Here is a 22,066-nt window from a genome sequence, read left to right on the forward strand (position 1 = left end):
TTTACTCTGTAATGTTGAAAAATTATGAGACGGAAACAAATTTCTTCTTTAGGACGATGAAGACACCCTGAACATCTTTTTTATCGGGAAATATCTGTGGCATCGGTACTTGTAACCCTTTGGGAAACGCCAAAAGCGTTACCACCAATCTGACGAGCGCACCAGTGAGCATCGCCAATACCACACCCCACACACCAATACGGGGAACAAGAAAATATGCAACCATCACCATGCAAAGCAGTCCAGAAATTTGCCGAGTCACGATCAAGTGAGGTTTACCCAATGAATTAAATGCTTGTGCCAATACCCAGGACGATGTTCCTAAAATGCATTCCAATACCAGTACCGGAAACATCCATCCGCTAGCTCCAAAGTCTGGACCAAATATTAGTGGGAACAGTGGGATAGCCAATAATGAGGCAGGGATCGCAACCACCAATGTCGCCCAGAATGTAAGACGAAAAACTTTCGCGGTACTGGAGACGACCTCTTCTTTAGGTTTTCCTATATTGCGCGGAAATAAAATGGTCGCTGCTGAATTCTGGATATTTGCAACAACTCTGGACATGCCAAATGCTAAGCTGTACACGCCAAGCTCACGTAAAGAAAGCGCCCCGCTAATCCATATTTTGTCTATCTGTTGGGTGGCGACACCCAATACTTCGACCGCCCATACGCTTGCTCCATATCCACAGAGCATTAATATATGTATACGTGTTTGTTTCAAAGAAAAGCCCAAAATTTTGGTCGCTTCACGAGTAGACCAACTCAAAGCAAGCAACTGCGTCACAGCAGTGCCGATAGCCAGACGCTCCGGAGTAATCCCAATCGAGAGATATAACGAAATGATGGCGATCACCTGAAACGCTATTGGCACTATTTTTAGCGCATTGAAAAGCCGCAAATTCTCTATTAATTGCGCACAACCTCCGATATAAATTGAGGCCGATATAACTGGCAGCATGAAGGCTAGATAAATTTTTGCGAAGTGAAGTTGTGGTGCTGATAGAAATGGAAGTGCATGTGATAAAAGACGCCAACCAACAACGGCGGAAACGATCGATACTAGAAATGTTGCCCATAAACCGGCCGCAAAAAATTGTGCGCAGCGCGAACGATCTTGGCGCGCATAGTAAACGAACGCGGTCTGTAATCCAACGGTCATTGATCCTGCCAAGACTGTCGGCCAAAGCTGAATTGCAGCAAGTATTCCCCGACCATCGGCACCTAACAATCTTGCCGATAGCACAGAATAGACTATCGTCATCAATAACGCCGCAATGCTTGAGCCAATGGTGCGTATAAATAATGAGAAAAATGAATGTGAACTCACGCTTGTGAACCTCTACGAACTATATTCTGCAAAATGCCGATTCCAATATTTTTGACTCTGGAAGAAAGAAGGATTGCCATAACGACAAATACACCGCCTCCAGCGAGGATCGACGAAAAGTGCAGGATCAATGGATTAACATCGGCTCTCTCTCCAATAGCGAGGATGAGAAAGCTAACTCCTACCATTCCAGCTAATGCAAGGAACATTGGTGCGAGACTAAGTAGATAATCCCGCAATCGCATATCAAGCATATTTTTCAAAAAATACATCTGGATTGGTATGCCTATCGCAGACCGCATAGCCCAAAGAATTGCCGCAAAAATGACTCCGTATGCAGGCAATAAAAGTAGCGACCCCGACCACAACAATGCGCTAAATAGTGCGACCCCTAAATTGACCGATGTTCTCCCGGACGCAGCGAACGCGACTGTATGGATAAAAGTGAATGCCTGGACGACCCCCATACCAAAAATGATATGCACGTATGGACCAGCACCCACCCATTGCGGGCCAAACACTAATCCCAGCAGAGAGGAGGTATTAAGTGCAGCAAGCATAAAAATAGGGGGGGCCGTCAGGGAGACGATATGCAGCAGATCAAGAAAGTGCCGCCGAAATTCAACAGTTACTGCCTGATAACGTGCAAGGTATGGCAACATGACCGAAGCAACAGGCATGCATACGAGTTGAAATAAAATATCATAGAGTCTTACCGCTAGAGAGTACATTCCTAGCGCAGATGCGCCAAAGAAAGCACCGACGGCGATTTGGTCCAGCCGGCTCATTCCCGCTTCAAGTACTCTGGTTAAAAAAGTATTTGCAGCGATGCGGCTGACTGACTTCAAACTGGATTGTGAAAAGACCAAAGAGGGTCTCCATGCAGCGCTGTAGATTGCCACCAATGTTCCGGTAACGGCGTTAATAACGTGAAGCGCAAGCACAGCTAATAAAGCATATCCATTCCATGCCATATATATGCCAACCACACCACCTACAAATGTGGCCGACACATTACGTATGGCTATAGCTCGGTATTCAAGTCCCCGACGCAACCAGGAAATAGACGACAAACCAACAGCTGTTGCAAAACTGGCGATTGCGACAGCGCGCAACGCAAAAATGAGTCCCGGTTCGTGAAGTACCCGCGCCAACAGCGGCGCAAACATTGCGACAATGATCCCGACGATCCCTGCCACACTGACTTGCGCCCAGAACACGGTGCTAAAGAAACGTTGGTCTTTTGCATCCTGATGACGGACGAATTGATCACTCAGTCCCAAATCAATCACTGCATCAAGAAATACCCCGACCGCTAAAGCCAGTGCCATCACGCCCAGTGGACCAGGACCAAGCTTGCGCGTAAGAGGTATAAAAAATGCGAACGAAAGACCTCTAGTAGCGAAGGAGTTAATGAAAGACCAAAAAGATGCTGACTTTATAGAGTTATCCATCGCGTTACTCCTTCACCTGCCAATGAAGATACGATATGGTCATGTCGATTACGCAAAATCATACTTGCGGTCCTCCGATAAGAATGCGTCTACGAGAGGTGGAGACCGCCGCCATTACAGCATTCACGAATTTTTCCTGGTATTCGAAGGCCGTTACCGCATTATCATCAATACTAGACACGCGAAATAGCAGGCCGTCCGCTATACGTCCGCTGAGACCATACGCTGCACGGGCCAAGCCCTGTTCAATATTGCCACGTACGATCTTGTCGCCTATCCGCACCCAATAGGTCACCGGCTCAACCCGCGTTCCTAGACGGGTCTCCAATCGCATCGCAGGCACTTCATGGCCGTCAACTAGCAAACCAACTTTTTCTACACCACTGATACTAAAGCCCTGCGATGAATAACAGACTTCAGGGCGGTGTATTTGGAGATCACGTTTTTGATCACCACCATAAGCGATGGCAAGCATGATGCGATACCCATCGCTATTGATGTAAGTGCGCAAGAATGTTTGGTTATAAATTTTATCGATTATTTCTTTCTGAACGGCATCAACCACCAAAACAGTTGGTTGTGACTCTTCTCGCCAGTCACCGAATGCCTTAGGAATCATGGTCTGCAGATCGAAAGTCGGGGCCAAGGCAGCTAACTTATGCGTCGGACGTAAAAAAATTGAAAGCCCAAAAGCAGTCAGCATTAGTACAAGAAGAACCCAGGATCTGAATGAGGGCTTTATCACGTCGCACGCTCCGCAATATGAATACTTCTTCTACGACGGACTTTGTCGACAGCTTGAAGGGCGGAGTCAATACCCATTATCAATAGAAGTGCACTGGTAAACAACACCATTCCTGCAAAACCATGCAAAAATCCTTGTCCCGCACCGTCTCCAAAGTAGAAGGTAATGAGTGTCAACACCATCACTCTGATCACGTTGGAAATAAACGAAATCGGTATAATTAAGGCGGCGAGCGAAATATTCCGGAATAGAGACTCATTCCGTACTAAATTGAGATAGAGCAAACCCAACGATTCAAGCGCAAAGAGTGTGTGCAAACCAGCACAAGCATCTGCCACCAACAGTTGATATTGACCAATCTGCAGGATCACTCCACTGCGGGCGATTGGATAATTCATCCAATACAAAACATGCTCAACGACGTAGGAAACAGCCATTTTCATCGGCATGGTCATCACATCGACCACAGTGCCTGGCAATGGCATCATAAAGAGCATGAAAAAAAATGGAAACCATTGGACTTTCAGCGCTGAATAACCGCGTAAAAGGAGGACACTGGCTAATAAAATACAAATAAATGAACCGGTTTCAAGGATCGCAATTTCTTGCGAACGCCCTATGATGTAAATCAGCAAACCAAATAATAAAATCGGCCATCCTGCTTTCGAAGTCGGTTTTTTTCCACTGGCCTTTAACATTTTCGGCCACTGCCGATATATCAACCAAATAGAGAGAGCAAGGATAAGTGGACCGTGCGCCTGTTCTTCACTACTCCACAGTCCTGTTGCGAGACCGTAGAAAGTCGGAACAAACAAGACCGATAACCCAACCAAAACAGGCCACCAGTTGGCGAGTAGGCCTCGCCATTCTGCTGGCTGGATGGCGAAGTGATCAGCCAGGTTCGTTGACATTAATAATCGACCAATACAGAGCCAACTATTTCTGCCCCAACTCGTGTTAGTTGTTGGGCCATCGCGTTAATATCAGCAAGACGCGTCGTATTCTTACGTGCGATTAAAAGCACACCCGTCGCGCGCGCAGCAATTGCCAGTGCATCCGCACCAGCGGAAAAAGCCGATACGTCATAAATGACAATCTCAAATAACTTAGATATATTGAGCGTCAACGCGCTAAAGGATCTGCGGCTAATTAGTTCTTGTGGATTAGGTGGCAATGTCCCTGCTTGCAAAACAGACAGGTTATCGAAGTACTCTACTTCTGCGATCACATCTAAATCTGCGCGTCCGCCAAGAATGTCTGATAGCCCTTGCTTACCAGACAAATTAAATATCTCATGTTGCCGTGGATTACGGAGATTGGCATCGACTAGCAATGTTTGCTCACCAAGCTGCGAAAATACGACAGCCAGATTAGCGGCAAACAAACTGGCTCCCTCGCCTGGATTGACACTGACGATGGCCAGTGTCTTATGACCATTGGCGAACCAACGCAACATTAGCTGACTGCGAATTGTCCGTAATACTTCTGCCTGTTCACCGAAAGGTTCATAGACGGTAACCAGTTCCTGTGCGAAGTTGCCTAGACCTGGCTCTAAGTAAGAATAGTCAAACTGACGAGCGAGGACCTGTTGAATATCAGCCTCGGTAATCAATCCCAGACTTTGTGCGGCTTCACCAAACCGCATATCTTTTGCTTTTTGCTGGCGCAGGATCTCCTCAGCATCTTCGAGAGTAATCTTGCCCATGTCAACCAGCAGGCGTCCTATACTGGATTCACGCACTGGATTGAGGGGCAGCACGGAAGTAGTAGGGTTAAGTTGGTTCATCTGACGTTCCATGGCTCAATTCGCCTTCGTATTGAGTCGCAAAAATCGGTTAAAAAATCTGACACGCTCACGTGTAGGTGGTTTCCACTGCAACACACCAAGAACAGGTGCTTGAAGCACTTCGAGCATATCTTCAGTGGATCTGACGCGCCGATCCATCAACTCTGCCATTAAGCCAAAACCGAGGCCTAGCATAGTGCCTAAAAAGATAGCTACGAGCGTATTGAGAATGACTCGTGGATTAGAGGGCAAAATCGGGGCGATCGCCGGATTCAAGATGGCGATGTCGGTTTGATTCGACTGTCCTTCGATATTAGTCTGGCTATAACGAAGCGCGGCGCCTTCGTACGCCCGCTGTGCATTCTCCATCTCAGTAGTTAAGACCTTCAGCTCGTCGCGCGCGCTATTAAGTACCATTACTTTATTTGTTTGAACTGCCAAAGCAGAACGGATTTCGGCTTCGCGCTGCTGGAAAATATGCGCGTTTCCAGCGACGCCACTGGTAGCTAATTTAATTTGTTCATCCAGATTTGAGCGCAGCTTGTCAAGTTCAGACTTGGCTGACAAATATTGTGGATGGTTTTTTGCAACGTGCTGTGACGTATCAGCAAACTTTGCTTCTGCAATTGATAGACTAGCTTTCAGATTTTGGATCAGAGAGTTGGCCAGGACGTCCGGTGAAGCACCTGCACTACCTTGTGCCTGACGCTGACGAGAATTAGCTTCCATAGACAGACCTTGTGCCTGCACTAATTGAGTCGACAAATCATTGAGTCTTGCTGACTCGACGTCTAGGCGGTTATCGGCGTTTACGATACCGTGCGCTTGCTGGTACACAGACAATTTATTCTGGGTCTGTTCAAGTTTTTCCCGTAACTGTTTAAGTTGATTATTGAAGTATCCAGAGGCTTTTTGCGATGGTTCAATTTTAAGCTGAGTACTAACTTGCAAATAAGCCGAAGCGAAAGCGTTTGCTACAACCGCGGTAAATTGTGGATCCGCCCCCTTAAAACTAATGTCAATGACACTGCTTTCGCGGGAAGGTACTACGTCCATTTTTTTGAGTAAAAGATCAGCCAGCCAGTCTCGAATTGTGCCGTCACCTTCGGTGGCGGTGATGAATTGTGCCTTGACAACAGGACCTTCAGCCAATTTAAGATCATCGACTACTCTTAACGCGACACTGCGGCTACTAATAATATCCACCTGGGTAGCCATATATCCCGGCATGAGCACTGCTGGCAATACAATCCCAGTGACCGGATCAATACCCTTGTAATTAACGACTAAAGAAGTTGTCGCCTTGTAACTTTTTGGCAATATTAAACTCACTACCAGCGTAGTGACAACAGTGGCAAGAAGCGTGATTAAAATGATTTTGTAACGGGCGCGCAGGATAAGCAGAAACTGGGTGAAATTCATTTTTTACTCTCGAAACATGACTAGTGCGCTCAGGCGGATATAAGACTTACAGCAACATCGAAATGTTTGAAAAATGCGTGACTTCTGATCACCGCCAATAAGACTTGCAGTTAAAAACGATGGTGGATTTAATTAGATATTGTGTCGTTGAGCGAAAAGCCACCTCAAAACCTTCCTGGAGACGGTTTCGCTATGACTACTTCTCGGAACAACTTAATTATAGGAAATAAAAATATCAGGAACTCTACCAAATCCTACATTTCCTGATATTTATGATCGACAGCGTCGATAAATTTTTACACGCTGTGATTGTTGGCACTCAGTCGTGGACGCTCCTCACATTGAGGTCCGTTTGAATGAGGATCGGTTTTGTGGCTCTGCTTAGATGTTGCAGAAAAAAAATCAAAACAGACTTTCCCGCACGTACAACACATCATCCGAGCCAACCAGGTCATCATGCTTGGCAACAATTTCTTGCAGGACACCTTTTTCGTCGCGACGCTTTAAACGTACGTTGCGCGCTGTTCCTCTTTGGCTCAAACCACCGCCGACTGACAAAGCCTGTAACACGGTCATATTACGTTCGAGGCGATAGGTCCCCGGGCGCTGAACTTCGCCATAAATATAAAAGCGCGGTGCACGCTCTACATAAATAACGTCTCCACCTATCAACCCCTGATTCTGTTTCATATCGCCGGTACGGACCATTTCAATCAGGTCGATGACCTCTTTTTCGGTCTTGCCATTACGGGTACGGATCAACGTAACGGTGTCACCCGCATCCGCATTGCCACCGCCCGCCAGCGCGAGGATATCGGTCAAGCTGCGTTGACCGTCAATCGGATAGCGCCCTGGACGATTGACCTGCCCTAGCACGGATACCTGCTGGCTTTGCATCAGCGTGACGATCACATTTACCTGCGCGTTGTGAATGAAGCTGCCAGCCTCTAACAAGCTGGCAATTTTCTTCTCAACGACCGATGACGAGACGCCACCGACCTGGACCTCACCAATCAATGGAAAGGAGATGCTGCCTGCTTCGCTGACGCGGGTTTCAAGCAACAGATCTGGATGATCGTAGACAGATATTCTGATCACATCACCAGCGCCGAGTTGCACGTCTGCGGCAAAGGCGGCACTCATTAATGGGTTACTGAAGGTGCCGCTTAATGCACCAATTACTAGCGCTAATATTACCAACCAATATTTTTTCATTTTGACCAATTCTATTTTTACTTTAAATACGTTAATGGCAAATTTTGTTCTGAATCGAGCAAAAATTTACTATCGGTACCGCGCATTACCACGTAGAGAGTTTTACTTTAGTCCGGCGACACCGCGATCAATATGATTTGCGGCCTCTGTTTTGTCTTCTACCGGCTTGGCGACGGGATCTGACGCTGCAGCTTCCTTATTGACCAACCCATCATTGAGGTATTCGATCTTGGCTGTTGTGTGTAAGCGTGCAACTTCTGTGGCTTCTGCTTCTTTATTTTTTTGGATTATCAGGAATCGCTCAATTTGCGGTGATGCGGCCTGCGCATTGATCGAAGCTTCCTTCATATCCTGCATGGCAATCAAAAGAGTGCGAGGGCCCTCTTTAATGGTAAAGAGCTGTCCCTTGGACATGGTTTTCATGGCCTTTAAAATATCGGGCGATAGATCCACACTAGTACGTGTGACATGTGTTGGGAGGAATTCAATCTTTTTACCATCCAACCAGGTTGCCACCTCATCTAGCGATTTTGCGGAGTTCATCACCGCAACCAGTTCCGGACTAAGGTTTCTGGTATCAACGACCAATTCCTTCAACTCAAATTGTTTGCGTTGTAAAAATAAATCTGGATTTTTTTGATAAAAATTATCTATATCCGATGTAGAGGGTTTACTGATATTTATAATTTTTTTCTGCAAATATGCCTGGGCTAAAATCTGTACTTTAGAGCGCTCAATTGCCTGCATTATCAAAGGATCGCGATCAAGCTTGTCATCCTGCGCTGCTTTAACAAGTAGTTGTCGATCAATCAGTCCATCTAATATTTGCTTGTTGGTGAACTTCTGCTGATCGCCGGTCCGCTGCAATTCATCGTTCAATTGAAGCACCGTAATATCTTGTCCATTGACGCGCGCCAGGGATTGACCGGGCGCCTTTTCTTTGTCACCGCATGCTGACAACGTTGCAGCCAAAAACAAAAGTAATGCAGCACCGGCGATACGTCTGGTTGGCGTCATCGTCATGATTACGTGGCGTAATGAAATGGTGGCATTCATGGAAACTTCACTCCTTCAGCGATCTGCTTAAATGGGGGACTTACAAATATATCGACCACTTTATGGGTCACGTAGAGAGCAAAGATAAATTTCTTAGTACATGTTAAAACCAAAAATTTTTGTCTGATCATCGTGCAAATTTAAAACTCATAGTGCGCACTCACATGCGCGCCATTGGCCTTAAATCCTAATTGCGTGATCGTAGAACTCAAGGTTTCATGAAATATTGCTGCACTTACTTGCAGGTGTGAATAGGGAAGGTAAGTTACCGCTACCGATGCTCTGCGATCGCTATCGCTACGCGTGGACGGCGTGACTCCGCGTATAACAGCCACGCCGTTATAATCGCGCTGCTCCAGGTTGTAAGAGCTATCAATACGAACTTTGGATGCAACGTCCCAACCAGCAGTTAGATTTACACCACGGACCAAAGCGTAATTGGCAGTGAGATCGGCCACTGCACTAATCTCGCGCCAGACATTTAAGGTAAGGCCGATCTTGCCAGTTGCTGCCAGATTTCCGACAAACCGGGCGTTCGCACCATTAAAGTTTTCTGTTGAGAAAGTATCGTAGGTTCGCTGCACCCAACCACCGAGAAACTGTATCCGTGATTTTCCGGTCACCTGCCAATCTACTTTGCCTTTAAATTCATTTTGAATATAGTTGGCACCCAGAACCGACCCATGGCAATCGCTATCGGGGCAACCGCCACGAAGATGGCGTAATTGAACGCCGATGGTGCTGCTGCTAGGAGCCAGATAATCAAGGCCAAGTTCGGTGGTATTCTGCGTTTGATCGCTACCGCGCAATGCAGTAAGATCGTACGATAACTGGTAACGACTAACCGCCCCGCGCACTCGCCAGTCTGCACCGAGCCGCCATGCGGCATCCAGAGAATTAGTCCACTGCCGCCGCACGTTTCCCTGAAGCTGTACGTTGTTTTGACTAGTACGGAAACTGTCAAACGGGGTCAGCGACGCTGAATAGTTTGTGGAGGCATTTCCCTCAAGGTTGTTGCCCAAATGCCAGTTCCAGTTGGCGAGCAAATCCTCGCCAGTGTTATCAAACTGTCTGAAATGGTCAAAGCTGGAACGATTAAGGCTAATGTCGGCGGTAAAGTGTTGCAGACTTATTTGCTTGTCAAACCGAAATCCACCGGCGGCACGTCTCACTGTATCCGACATTTGATTAGAGCCTTGCGTGGCCTTAGCAGCCGCGCTATCGTAGAAACGCAACAGATTATCCTCATAAAACAAAGTGTAATTTGCATAAGGAGTCACAATATTGGGAATACTACCATCGCCCATAGCAGCAAATGCTGACACGGAGAAGAGTGCACTTGAAATGATTGATAACGCGCACAGGGAGCGCGCGGTGTAGCTGCGGTTATTTTGAAGCGGATGCATATGAAATGTGTGTTTCAGTCAAACTGAAAATATCGCTACTCGGCTTTTAGATTGGCTATTAATTTTCTGTAACTTAATTCTGCGATTTACCTCAATGAGGCGTTTTAGTGCTGCCGGCAAATTTTATCAACTGTTTAACCATGGACCATTTTTTAGCCTCCCGAGAACCGGTAAGGCAGTTACTTTTTCTAACCGATAAGAGCAATGGCGAATCGTCACACGATAGTCAATTATTTGTTCCCTTATGTAGCAGCCAACAGAGGTTTCCCAAAAAAATATAGCGACACCTCGTATTGGTGGCTCTCTTTAAATTTCTGTTTTGGCCAAAATAAACGTATTTTTTAAGCCAATATTTCAAAAAATTGAAATTAAACGCATCACTTATACATCTGTTTTTTTAGATGATTTACGGCGTGCTTTAAAAGTGATGAAACCAAGGCCTAAAAACATCATTGCGTAGCTTGATGGTTCTGGAACTGCCGATACAGGAAAAACGTGAGAGGTGACGAGCGGTGCTGGAGTAGTACTAAAAGTGCCCACACCATTTGCGCCAAAGTCTGCCAAATAGTCTGACGGTGAAGTCAATGCGGTGCTCAATGCACTAAACGACAGGCTCATACTTGAGTAAGCTGGATTGATGCTTGCAAAATTTAAGAAGTCAGATGTGTATGTAATATTTTGAGTATTACCGGAGGCGTTGATCGACGCGCTAAAGCCATTGTTAATACCCAAAAGCGTCGTAGGAAGCGTTTTTGTAGTGATGACCGCGGTTAACAAATTACTTAGCCCGATAATAGGAACATCGCGCGTGATCTTAATCGTCATCGTACTATCTAGCGGTTGTGCATCGTAACCTATCGCTACTATATTTTGCTCTGCAGTCGAAGTCGATGATGTCATCGTAAGATGAGCAGCTTGATTGCCTGTCAAACTCGCATTAAGTCCGCCAAGGCCAGCGTTACTAAAAAAGAAGTTTACAGGATCGTTGACTGCACCGAACGTAGCCGTATTGTTAGAGATGATATTCTTGAACGTAAAATAATCGTTATTCGTTGAGTCAGCAAAGGTAGCGAACGTTAAACCATTGTTAGGAGCAGTAACATTTGCGGCGGTTGCAGGCATTGGACTAGCGAAAGCCATGAATGCAGTCAGCATCAACGGCGCAGTTGCTGTCAAGAGTAAGATTTTTTTCAGCATCGGTTTCATAATTAATCTCTTTTTTTGTTAAGAATTTTTACCAGGATTGCTGGTTTTCCCCATCTGCGCCAAGACACTAATCCCGTCATCGTCGATTCATTCAAGAAATTTTTATGACTTCATAAAATTTATCTCAAATTACTAAACTATAAAACTCGTGTCGCCATTCAAATATTATATTGAACCTACATACAAGTATTCTTACCAAATTCGACAATTACTGACATTCAATCCAAATAACTCTTGGATTACTAACTCTCGCCTCTTTTAACCCTTGCAATCAGAATCCCTTTTGTACCTGAACCCATAATCTGGCCGAGGCCGTGGTGCCTACCAACTTTGGCGTCGCGCCAATCGGCGCTGCTAGTCCGGTGGTAACACTCCATCCTTGCAAACCAAACCAACTTAAACCAACACCAGCGCCGGAGATGGTTGCGGCATTGGGGCCACTGACAAACACTGTCTTCTCCACTTGTACCCGACCGCTATCGACAAAGGCAACTGCTTGCCATAATCCCTGAGTCGGCAAAGCCAGGTTATGACGTAACTCAAGCGTCACTAGAACCCCTTGTGCGCCTGCCATTGCGCTGACGTCATAAGCCCTTACGCTATTTGGTCCGCCAAGAATAAATTGCTCGGATGAATCCAGATTATTGTTAGCCATCTGGCCCGTAACAGCGACGTATAAGGCATTGGATGAGGATAACTGTTGCAATCGCGCAATAGAAAAATTGACTTTTAGATAGCCGCCCTGGGTACGCGCTCCAGCGACATCGCCAACCTGTGCTGCGGCGTTGTCAAAGGTGAGGTTGCCAAACGCGGTGCTCAGGTTGAAGTTGGTTATCCCACTGCTGTCTCTGTGATCCCCGGCAAGGATTGCCATCAACGCATTGGTGTGCCGATCGGTCTGCGTGTTATTTATATCGACGTGATCGCGCAACTGCTTGTGGTCGAACTCTAACTGGCCGTATAGGTTGCCGTTTACGCTTCGAATAAAAGGATGAGAAAGCTGTAACGTTTGAACCTCTGCAGTACCGTGCGCACCCAGATTAGAGAGTCCATTTGAAAGACGGTAATTTAAAGCCGAGACTGCCGCGCCTAATCGCGTGCCCTGTCCATCCAGCAAAAATTGGTATCCCAGACGCCCATAGTTCAATCCCTTGCCAGAGGTAAGACCGTTCAGGGTCAGCGAATCGCCCTGGTGAAATGGACTATTTACGTTGAGACCAGCGCTTAATCGAGTGCGACCGGTGTAGCGGCTACCAGTATTATCAAGGCCTAAGCTGCTGCTATAAGGCGCTCCGGGCGTAATGTCTACCAGGAAATCTGAGGTTCCCAATACTGCTCCTGGACGCAAGGTAGAGTTAACAATTACCCCAGGAATATCGGCAAGCAATAACAGACTACGATCCAGAGAATCCTGGGCAACCGGCGCGCCACTTTTCAGCGGGCTAAGCGTGGCCTTCAGTGGACTGTCTGAAACGCCACTGGTATTTTGAAGATTGATAGCGCCATATCTGGCTTCAAGCACGGCAATCTGTACAGTTCCGCTGTTAAGTGTCTGAGCCGGAATATAGGCTTGTGCCAACAGGTAACCGTGTGCGTGGTAGTACTGGGTAATACGGGCCGCTAACGCGTTCAGATCCCCTAGAGTGAGCGACTTACCTTCACCCGACACGACCAGAACATGTAAGTCTGCCGTTGGTAGCAAAGTATTGCCGATGATGTCGATACGACTAACCAGAAATGCCGCAGATGGCGGAACCTGACTAATTGCGGGCTGTTCAATAGTCAATTCTGGACGTAAGGTTGGTAGCGGTGCTGAAGGTGGTTGAACCTCTTGCAGGATCTGTCCTCCCCCAAACGGCGCCGCCGCGAGTGCGACACCAAATGGATAAACCAGCGCCAGGAACAGCGCCAAACTAAGTGCATGAGGAATGTGAACGCGGTCTGAGCGCGAGCGTGAGCGATGTGGCAAGGTCATGTGATCGATAGCATTAGATGTGGAAAACCTTTGGTGGCGTGAGGTCTGTTTCCGAAAATATTGGATGATCATGGCGAGACGCCATTTGGCAAGCGCACGCCGGCGTCCTGCACATTGAGATCAAGACCCGGTTGGAAATCTGAAACACTTCCGCTAGCTTCAATCGGGTTGTAACGTGTTTTTTTGTGGTTGCCGGTAAAGTTTGCAATCGCGCTTGAAGAGGCAATACCGTAAGGAGTTGGGATAGCACTATCAGTATTGAGAAACGATTGAATGAAGGCCATCGACATGATCGGCTCTGATGCCGAAATAAGGTTGGCGCTATCGACTCCTCCGATTAAGGTGTAATTGCTCGCCAGACCCGTGCCATCGTTCAGCGCCAGGTTGCCGAGAGAAACGACCGGTTGAATGCCGATATTTTTGCTGGCAAGTGTGCCGCTACCTGTTAACGCCAGTGTTTCACCATTGGATCCGGAAACCGTACCGCTGGTACCGAAAATTCCGGCACTGGCATTAGTCGACCCATCAATCAAACGCGAGCCGTTGAGATTGACGATAGCCGGTGTGATGCTAGCGGTGGTCGCGGCAGCGCTGCTGAATACATAATTGCCTGCATCAATACCGCTGTCAGCGATGCCTGTAACGCTTACGATTTTTTGCTGACCGACATTTTTGTCAGTGAAATTGGCAGCGGCATTGGTAAAGGCCACTTTATCTGTGCCTAATACACCGGCACTAGTCAATGTCACGGTATCAATCGCGTTGCCGTTATAGACCTTGTCGGTTCCAACAGCATTAACCGTGATAGCCAACGGTGTGATGTTGGCAGTAGTCGTTGCGACGGTGTTGATGCTGTAGTTACCGGCGTCAATACCGGTCTTGATGATGCCTGTGACGTTCACTGTTTTAGTTTGACCAACGTTCTTGTCGGTAAAGTTAGCGGCGCTATTGGCAAAGATCACCGTATCCAGATTTAATACGCCAGTGCTAGCTAATGTGACGGTATCGATAGTATTGGCGTTATACACTTTGTCAGTGCCAGTGGCGTTGACGGTGATTGCTAGCTGCGTGATGTTTGCGGTCGCGGTTGCTGCAGTGTTGATACTGTAATTACCTGCATCGAGACCAGTCTTGGTAATACCGGTGACGTTCACCGTTTTACTCTGACCGACGTTCTTATCGGTAAAGTTAGCAGCGCTATTGGCAAAGGTCACCGCGTCCATACTCAGCACACCGGTGCTGGCTAATGTGACGGCATCCGTGGTATTCGCGTCATAGACTTTAGTATGGCCAGTAGCATTAACCGTGATGGCTAATGGTGTGATGGTGGCTGTGTCGATGCCGCCGACTAAAGTGTAATTGCTGGCCTGGCCCGTGCCACTGACAAGCTGCAATGAACCGAGTGATTGGACGCTACGCGATCCAACCGATTTATTACTCAAACTACCGCTACCAGATAGTGACAAACTCTCTCCACTCACGCCTGTTGCGATAGTGCCGAAAATATTCGCGTCGGCATCAATGAGGGCGTCATAAATTCGGGCGCCGGTCAGATTAATCACTTTAGCGCTAATGCTACCTGTTCCGTTGTCCCTTGATGGAAGCGTGTAATTGGATAGTAACGTGCCATTGGCGGCCGTCAGATTACCAGCCGTTAAAGCGCCGCCCGTAATGCTCAGGTTATTGCCCACGTCAGGCTGTGAGAAGTTGCCCGTCACGCCACTTTTAACAACCGCGCCCTGACCACTTATAAAACCGGTAAAGACGGTATGACTACCGCTCAGGTCAGCCATCGTGCTGCCGTCATATGCTCTTGTCGCTGTCGAGGTTGCACTCAAGGTTGCCGGCGTAATTATTGCAGTCAAACCGGTAGGTTGCGTGATGGCGTAGTTAGTCCCACCCACTCCCGTCAATGTCATCGCAGTGGTCACTGTATCGTTACCGACATTACCGTTATTGCCAAGCGTGCCTGTCGTGGCATTACCCAACGTTGGCGTGTCCTGATTGTACAAAGTGCCAGCGAGGGTCGCACCGGTGAGGATGTCAACGGTTGTGCCATCGTAGACACGCGACGTGGTCGCGACACCTATCACCGTCAATGGCGCGGGCGTAATCCTCAGTGCGGTTGCGTTTCCTGCCGCTGCAACAAAAGTATAATTGCCGTTATTCGCGGTTAGGCCGCTGCCATCGATAGAATAGGCGCCGACATTGCTAGTACTTGTTGCAGTCCTATTATCGAATGCAAGAGTGCCCGTAGTAGCATTGGATAAAGTTTCGCCGTGCACAAAACCGGTGACGCTGCCGGCTTGAACGCTAGGTATATTAAGACCGTATTGATAGCTTACTGGCGTCGCCACGTAAGTCAATATTGCAGGCGTAATGTTACCGATGCCGTTATCACTTGCAGGCAATGTGTAGTTGGTCAGCAATGTGCCGTTATTGGCGGTCAGATCGCCGGTCGTTAGCGCGCCGCCTGTGATGGCTAGAGCGGAGCCAAAGTTGGGTTGCGAGAAAGTGCCGGTGACGCCGCTTTTAACACTTGCACCCTGACCGCTGACGAAACCACTGAAAGTGGTATGGGTTCCGCTCAGATTCGCCACATTGGTCCCGTCATAGGCTCTGCTGACTGCGGAGGTGGCGCTCAAGATTGCAGGACTAATCACTGCAGTCAATCCAGTCGGTTGCGTGACGATATAATTGCTGCTCCCAGGACCCGTCAACGTCATGGCTGTCGTCACCGTATCGGTACCAACATTTCCACTCGAGCTAAGTGTGCCTGTTGCAAAATTACCCAGTATCGGGGCATCGGGAAGGTAAACAGTGCCGCTGAGGGTAGCGCCGGTTAGTACATCAACCGTCGTGCCGTCGTAAACACGCGGCGTGGTTGAAACATGAAGCACCGACAGAGGTGCGGGCGTGATCGTCCCATTGCCTACTGCGGATACTGGAAATATGTAGTTATTGGAATTAGTTCCGGTTGCTGTCGAAAAATTATTTGCAGTCAAACTCGCTGATACTGATTCTGGCCCTGCATTCGCCGATCCATACGTGCCAACAGTCTGGTTGATTGCCGCACCCTGCGATCCGACAAATCCTGACAACATGAAATTTGTGTTGGTTAATGCCGCCGGTGTAGTGTTGTCATAGGTTTTAGTCGGATTACCGACAATTATGGCCGTGAGTTGGGCGGGCGTGATCGTACCAAGTCCAGCGGCAGTCGGCGGTAGCGCGTAATTGGACAATTGTGTGCCGGCGCTTGCAACAAAATCTGAAAGCACGAGCGTCGATGCCACGCTAACATTCGTTCCCGCATCAGGTGATGTGTAGTTAGCTGTAGCCGATTGCGGAACCGCAGCGCTTTGGCCTGCGACGAAACCGCTCAATGTATAGTTTGCCGCGGTCAGGGTTGTTGAGGAGGAACTGTCGTATGACTTGGTAGGATTACCAATAATCACCGCAGTGATAACAGCTGGCGTAATATCCGCTGTCAGACCGGTTGGTTGACTTAACACGTAGTTTCCGGCTTGCGCTCCAGCGAGCGCAAATCCGCTTGCTCCGACAGCCAACTGGTTGCCGATATTAACCGAACCGAACGTGCCGGTTGCTCCAGACGTTATCAATGTCACGCTGTCCTGTCCTGCTGATCCGGTCAAAATTCCGGACAAGTTAGCGCTTGCGTCATTCAACGTCGCCGCATTAGTCGCGTCGTAGGATTTATTACTTGCTGTAACGCCCAGTATGCTTAATGATGCCTGGGTGATATTAGCCGCCAATCCTGTGATGGGTTGTAAAACATAGTTGCCAATGGCACTACCGGAAAGCGAGAATCCAGTTGGCGATACAGCCAGATTATTGCCCGCACTGGCAGTCGAGAACGTTCCGGAAGCACTTCCATCGACAAGCGTAACGTTAGCAACATCGCTGGCAACCACGCCGCTCAACAATGCATTGGTTGTATTCAACACATCTGCCGTTGTAGTGTTGTAGACCTTATCAGTTGCCAATACCCCTCTGACATAAAGTGGTGCAGGCGTAATATGGCCCGTCCCTACAGCCGATGTCGGCAGCACATAGTTTGTAAGCACCGCACCGTTTGGCGTGAAATCAGACGACATCAGCGTGGCTGTAATGGCCTGTGCGCCAGCGTTTGGCGCGGCATAATTGATTAATGCAGATTGATTGATCTGTGCGCTTTCACTACCAATAAATCCAGAGATGACGTAATTTGAAGCACTCAATACGGTGGACGTCGCACCGTTATAAGTTTTGGTTGGATTATTGACGATCAAGACCGAAAGCGGAATCGGTGTAATCGTGCCAGTCCCGTAAGCGGTGGTCGGCAATGTGTAGTTAGTCAGAGTAGTGCCTGCATTGGCGACGAAGTCTTGCGTGGTCAGCGTGGCACTAACAGGCTGGGCGCCTGCATTGACGGACGAATAATGCCCAACCGTTTGATTAACTGAAGCACCGTCACCATGCACAAATCCTGATAGAGAATAGTTAGACGAATTCAATGTCGCCACCGAGGAGCCATCATAAGATTTTGACGGATTGTTGATGATGGAGGCTTGCACATTCATCAAAATAGCGAGAGGCGTGATCGTTCCGAAACCGGAAACGCTGGCAGGAAGAATATAGTTCGACAGCAATGTGCCTTGTCCAGCGGTATAGTCCGACGGAAGCACGCTGGTCGTAATGGCTTCGACCCCGACATTGGCAGAAGCATAAACACCGCTTGCATGACTAATGGTCGCACTTTGCCCTGGAACAAAGCCACTTAGCGCATAATTTCCACCACTTAGCGTGGCTGTTGTCGCGCCGTCGTAAACTTTAGTCGGGTTATTAGCAATAGCCACCGTCAATGGTGCTGGCGTGATAGTGCCGATACCAGTTACTGATGACGGGAAGCTATAGTTTGACAGCAAAGTGCCATTTGCTGCTGAAAAGTCAGGCCCAGATAAAGTAGAGGTAACGGCTTGCGTACCCGCATTTGGAGAACTATACGTCGCTGATGTAGTTTGTAAAACTGTTGCACTTTCCCCTGATATAAAACCTGAGACAGAAAAATTACCGGTTCCGAGCGCGGCGGTACTGCTGCCGTTATACACCTTGGTGGGATTGCCGATGAGTGAAATGGCAAGCGCCGCTGGTGTAATATCCGCCACGAGACCGGTGGGCTGAACGAGTTGATAATTTAAAGCTGCCGTGCCCGAAATGCCAAATCCTGATGAAGACACCGCTAATGCGCTACCAACGTTAGCTGACGCAAACGCGCCGGTCGCATTGGACGAAGAAAGTGAGACGTTGGATGCATCGCTATTCACCACCCCGGATAGCGCAGCACCGCTGATGTTCAGGGCGTCTGCACGCGTGGCATCATAAACTTTATTGGTTGCTGACAAACCGGTGATCGTGAGAGATTTTGGTGTGATATTGGCTACCAGATTCGATGGCTCAACTATTTGATAATTGGCTGCGCTATTACCCGACAAAGCAAAACCGCTAACACTTACTGCTAGATTGTTACCGACATTTGACGTCAAAAACTGACCGCTCGCACCGCTACTGACTAAGACAACAGCACCAGAATCGATTGGAATAACACCATAGATTCCTGCATTAGTAGTATTTAATGCGTCCGTGGCTGTTCCGTTATAAATTTTGTTGCTTGACAGAACACCTGTCACTTCGACTGCCGCTTTATTGATTACTCCGGCTCCGCTGGCCGATGTAGGTAAAGTGTAATTGAGTAAATTGGTACTGCCGCCGGCGACAAAATTCGAGGTAGAAAAGGTCGCGGAGACCGTTTGTGCGCCGGCATTGGCCGCACCGTATGACACGCTGGAAGGTTGATTCACGGTGGCGCTCTGACCGGCCGTGAATCCTGCAAGCGCGTAATTTGACGCAATTAAGGTTGCAGTCATCGTACCGTCATACACCTTGGCAGGCGTACCTATTATCGATGCAGTGAGCGCCGCTGGTGTAATAGTACCGATACCTGCAGTTACAGCCGGGCCGACAATCCCGTAACCATATACGTCAATACCGGCGGTATTTTTTGCCAATAAACCTGCAGATGCAAGCGAGGACGAAACAGCCATATTAGTACCAGCATTGGATGATCCAAAAATACCCGCCATGGATGCAAACGTATCGCTATTTATCAAGCCCGACACAGCAACATTTGAGGCTGATAGCGCTGCACTCGTGTTGCCATCGTAGGTTTTGCTTACCGCTCCTGACAGTCCTGTCACAGTCAATGTGGGCGCGATGCTATACAGAGAAGCGTTACCTGCGGCTAAGGCTGGCGTGGTTTGATAGGGGGCGTTGTATTGGATAAAATTGGGGATTAGTCCACCAAGCGTATCTAATGTTGGGCTCGTGGAATAGATGACCCATTTTGAGGCCGATGCTGACACCGCCGAGGCACCCGCGTTATTGACAAAATTTGCCCCGGTAGCCAGGGTGACCCCGGCATCACCACTTACTGAACCGGCAGAACCGATGGTTATATTTCCACCGGCTGCTTCCATGACTACGGAACCCGTACCATGAACGGCAGCGTTGACGTTAATGGCATGATAAGCGGAAAGCGTCAACTTTATACTGGGATCTACATTGGTCCAGTTGATCGCCGCATTGACATTAATGTCACCTGCACCAGCCGTTTGCGTACCCGATCCACTCGCACCGTTGGCAGTCGTCTGCTCGGTAACGCTGGTTCCGCCCGTCAACGTACTGGCGATCGTCGTTGCTGCGCTGGCGTCGATAGTTAAGTCAGTTGGATCAATTAACCATGTGCCCGCCTGCCCTTGCCTGGCGCTGGCAGTGATGATTGCGTTGTTCGCAACCCTTACTTGCGCTGCACTGGTTTCGATAGCACCACCATTGCCGCCATTGGGTGCGCTGGCATCCAGCGTGCCACCAACATTGACCTGGCCAGACTGCATGCCGCCTAACAAAGTGATGACACCGTTGTGATCGTTGACGGTACGCGCATAAATCACACCGGTATTGTTCACCACACTGGCCAATACTGTGTCTTTTGCACCGGCTGTCATAGTCACCTGACCGCCATCAGCCTGGATCAATTGCTTGTTTTCGGCAAGGTTATCCAACGTACTTTGATCAACTTGCAGATGGACTAGCTGGTCACCGCTAAACGTCAATGTCTCAGCGCTGCCGCCACCCAGCGCCACCGTTCCTAGCGTGGCAGAAATGACACCCTGATTCGAGACAGTATTACCGATCAGCGCGACATAGCCTCCGCTAGCCGCGGTGATCGTTCCTTTGTTAATTATGCTGCCGGTGCCAGAGCCGCTAAAGCTGACGCTGCTTGATCCAAGGGCGTTATCCGACACATTTAGAGTCGAAGCCACTAAACCACCGACATTAACCTGCGCGTTCTGACCGAATAAAATCCCGTTCGGGTTAATCAACCACACTTGACCATTGGCATTCAGATGCCCGAGTATCTGACTTGCGGTTGAACTTTGAATCCGATTAACTGCGATTGAATTACTTCCCGGCTGAACAAAATTTACCGCCTCATTAGCAGCCACATTAAAGCCTTGCCAGTTCAGCGACAGATTTTGGCTCGATTGCTGAATCGTAGTGGTGGATGCTGCCTGATTTATAGTGCCGGTTCCCGCCGTTATCTGGCCGCCAAATGGTGCGGCCTGAACAATCCCTGCAAGGCCTAGCGAAATAGACAGTAAAGAAAGCATAGGAATGGCGCTACGCAGACTAGTGCCGGCACGACGCGTGCAGCTTGCACCGCGCTGCGTACTGCGGGCAAATTCGCAGGCTACCACCCATTGATTAATGGCGCGATTCCAGACCAGACGGTAAATATTGTTCATGTTATTTTTTTTAGAAGCGTGTTTTTGAATGGGGCGCACGTCCGCTTCTATTAAGAAGCCATTCCGCGCCTACTGATTGCACTGCAGTCTTGTTCCGGGGGAGCTTGAAACTGGTTGGAGTCGTAAAGTGATACCGAGACCAAATACACTAGGAGGAGGTGCGCGCGACATTGATGCGCTGGGCTTGTTCCGCGTTTGGTTGCAGTGCCGTAATATGAACGACGCAGACTGCCCTCGCGGATGCATCACGATGTGCTCCTGACCGCCGAATCGCTTCCGAGTACCATCTTTCATGAAATAATTATATTCAGGAAATAATGTCAGCAAACCGACCAATATCGATAGTTTCTGACATTGAGAATTGGGGATATGCATAATTCTTCTGATGCACTGCGAAGAAAATCTAGTGCACTAAAATGCAAAAATCCAATAAGGATCCTGATGTGTCCAGTTACAACAAAATACAACAAAAGCGGAGGGAAGCAGATGCATTTAGGCAATACGTATACTATATTTCGGCTTAACCGATGATGGCAGTCGATGCATTGACTAGTCATTGAACTACAACAGAATTAACCGTAACAGAAGACGTCGGCGTCCCCGATT

The 22,066-nt window shown here is 48.3% G+C and carries 12 protein-coding genes; all 12 read right to left on the reverse strand.

Annotated features, from left to right (window positions below):
- Nucleotides 1-22: 22 nt before the first annotated feature.
- Nucleotides 23-1,267: a lipopolysaccharide biosynthesis protein gene (locus QN379_RS07330; protein ID WP_323506368.1), complete on the reverse strand. Its 1,245-nt coding sequence runs from the start codon at nucleotides 1,265-1,267 to the stop codon at nucleotides 23-25.
- Nucleotides 1,268-1,329: 62 nt separating this feature from the next.
- On the reverse strand, nucleotides 1,330-2,787 hold the full coding sequence (locus tag QN379_RS07335; RefSeq protein WP_323506369.1) for an oligosaccharide flippase family protein: 1,458 nt from the start codon (nucleotides 2,785-2,787) through the stop codon (nucleotides 1,330-1,332).
- A 58-nt stretch (nucleotides 2,788-2,845) separates the two neighbouring features.
- Nucleotides 2,846-3,532 carry an exosortase-associated protein EpsI, B-type gene (gene epsI / locus QN379_RS07340; RefSeq protein WP_323506370.1) on the reverse strand — a complete coding sequence of 229 codons (687 nt, stop codon included), beginning with the start codon at nucleotides 3,530-3,532 and terminating at the stop codon, nucleotides 2,846-2,848.
- Nucleotides 3,529-4,443 carry an exosortase B gene (gene xrtB / locus QN379_RS07345; protein WP_323506371.1) on the reverse strand — a complete coding sequence of 305 codons (915 nt, stop codon included), beginning with the start codon at nucleotides 4,441-4,443 and terminating at the stop codon, nucleotides 3,529-3,531. The genes epsI and xrtB overlap by 4 nt, the downstream gene beginning before the upstream one ends.
- Nucleotides 4,443-5,318 (reverse strand): chain length determinant protein tyrosine kinase EpsG, encoded by an 876-nt coding sequence (gene epsG, locus QN379_RS07350; RefSeq protein ID WP_323506372.1) that lies wholly within the window; start codon nucleotides 5,316-5,318, stop codon nucleotides 4,443-4,445. Before epsG ends, xrtB begins: the two co-directional genes overlap by 1 nt.
- 15 nt (nucleotides 5,319-5,333) lie before the next feature.
- The gene (gene epsF / locus QN379_RS07355) at nucleotides 5,334-6,740 is read right to left on the reverse strand and encodes a chain length determinant protein EpsF (RefSeq protein ID WP_323506373.1); all 1,407 of its coding nucleotides are present in this window, start codon (nucleotides 6,738-6,740) and stop codon (nucleotides 5,334-5,336) included.
- A gap of 402 nt (nucleotides 6,741-7,142) precedes the next feature.
- Entirely contained in the window at nucleotides 7,143-7,955 is an 813-nt protein-coding gene (epsE, locus tag QN379_RS07360) for a polysaccharide export protein EpsE (protein WP_323506374.1), read from the reverse strand.
- Nucleotides 7,956-8,057: 102 nt separating this feature from the next.
- Nucleotides 8,058-9,011 carry an EpsD family peptidyl-prolyl cis-trans isomerase gene (locus QN379_RS07365; RefSeq protein WP_323506375.1) on the reverse strand — a complete coding sequence of 318 codons (954 nt, stop codon included), beginning with the start codon at nucleotides 9,009-9,011 and terminating at the stop codon, nucleotides 8,058-8,060.
- Between the two features lie 140 nt (nucleotides 9,012-9,151).
- Nucleotides 9,152-10,417, reverse strand: a complete 1,266-nt coding sequence (gene epsL / locus QN379_RS07370; protein WP_322237890.1) for an XrtB/PEP-CTERM-associated polysaccharide biosynthesis outer membrane protein EpsL — start codon at nucleotides 10,415-10,417, stop codon at nucleotides 9,152-9,154.
- A gap of 381 nt (nucleotides 10,418-10,798) precedes the next feature.
- On the reverse strand, nucleotides 10,799-11,623 hold the full coding sequence (locus tag QN379_RS07375; protein WP_323506376.1) for a PEP-CTERM sorting domain-containing protein: 825 nt from the start codon (nucleotides 11,621-11,623) through the stop codon (nucleotides 10,799-10,801).
- A 271-nt stretch (nucleotides 11,624-11,894) separates the two neighbouring features.
- Nucleotides 11,895-13,598, reverse strand: a complete 1,704-nt coding sequence (locus tag QN379_RS07380; RefSeq protein ID WP_323506377.1) for a ShlB/FhaC/HecB family hemolysin secretion/activation protein — start codon at nucleotides 13,596-13,598, stop codon at nucleotides 11,895-11,897.
- A gap of 68 nt (nucleotides 13,599-13,666) precedes the next feature.
- Entirely contained in the window at nucleotides 13,667-21,460 is a 7,794-nt protein-coding gene (locus QN379_RS07385) for a YDG domain-containing protein (protein ID WP_323506378.1), read from the reverse strand.
- Nucleotides 21,461-22,066: the final 606 nt, after the last annotated feature.

The sequence above is a fragment of the Glaciimonas sp. Gout2 genome (assembly GCF_035018905.1).
Taxonomy (GTDB): Bacteria; Pseudomonadota; Gammaproteobacteria; order Burkholderiales; family Burkholderiaceae_D; genus Glaciimonas.